This is a genomic window from Bacillus cereus group sp. N6, assembly GCF_016483705.1.
Classification (GTDB): domain Bacteria; phylum Bacillota; class Bacilli; order Bacillales; family Bacillaceae_G; genus Bacillus_A; species Bacillus_A wiedmannii.
Map to the genome: position 1 here is coordinate 1 of NZ_JAEHBI010000366.1, position 229 is coordinate 229.

Below are 229 nucleotides of genomic sequence, written 5' to 3' on the forward strand. Positions count from 1 at the left end.
TCATCCACGACAAGGCGGAGTCGCTCCACCAGCACCGCACCCCCCCGAAGGCGTTCACGGTCATGATGTACCTCACCACCCTCAAGGCGAACACGGTCATCATGTACATCAACACCATCAAGGCCAACACGGTCATCATGGACACCACCCCCAGCAAGGTCTACATCGACAGCCTGGACACCCTCAGCTCCACGGCCCACACGCGCCCGACGCTCATCAGCATGACCAG

1 protein-coding gene is annotated in these 229 nt (G+C 60.7%); it reads left to right on the forward strand.

The window, feature by feature from the left end; genetic code table 11:
* Nucleotides 1–229: hypothetical protein (locus JDS99_RS31600; protein WP_199696553.1), on the forward strand; the 229-nt coding region annotated here is incomplete at both ends.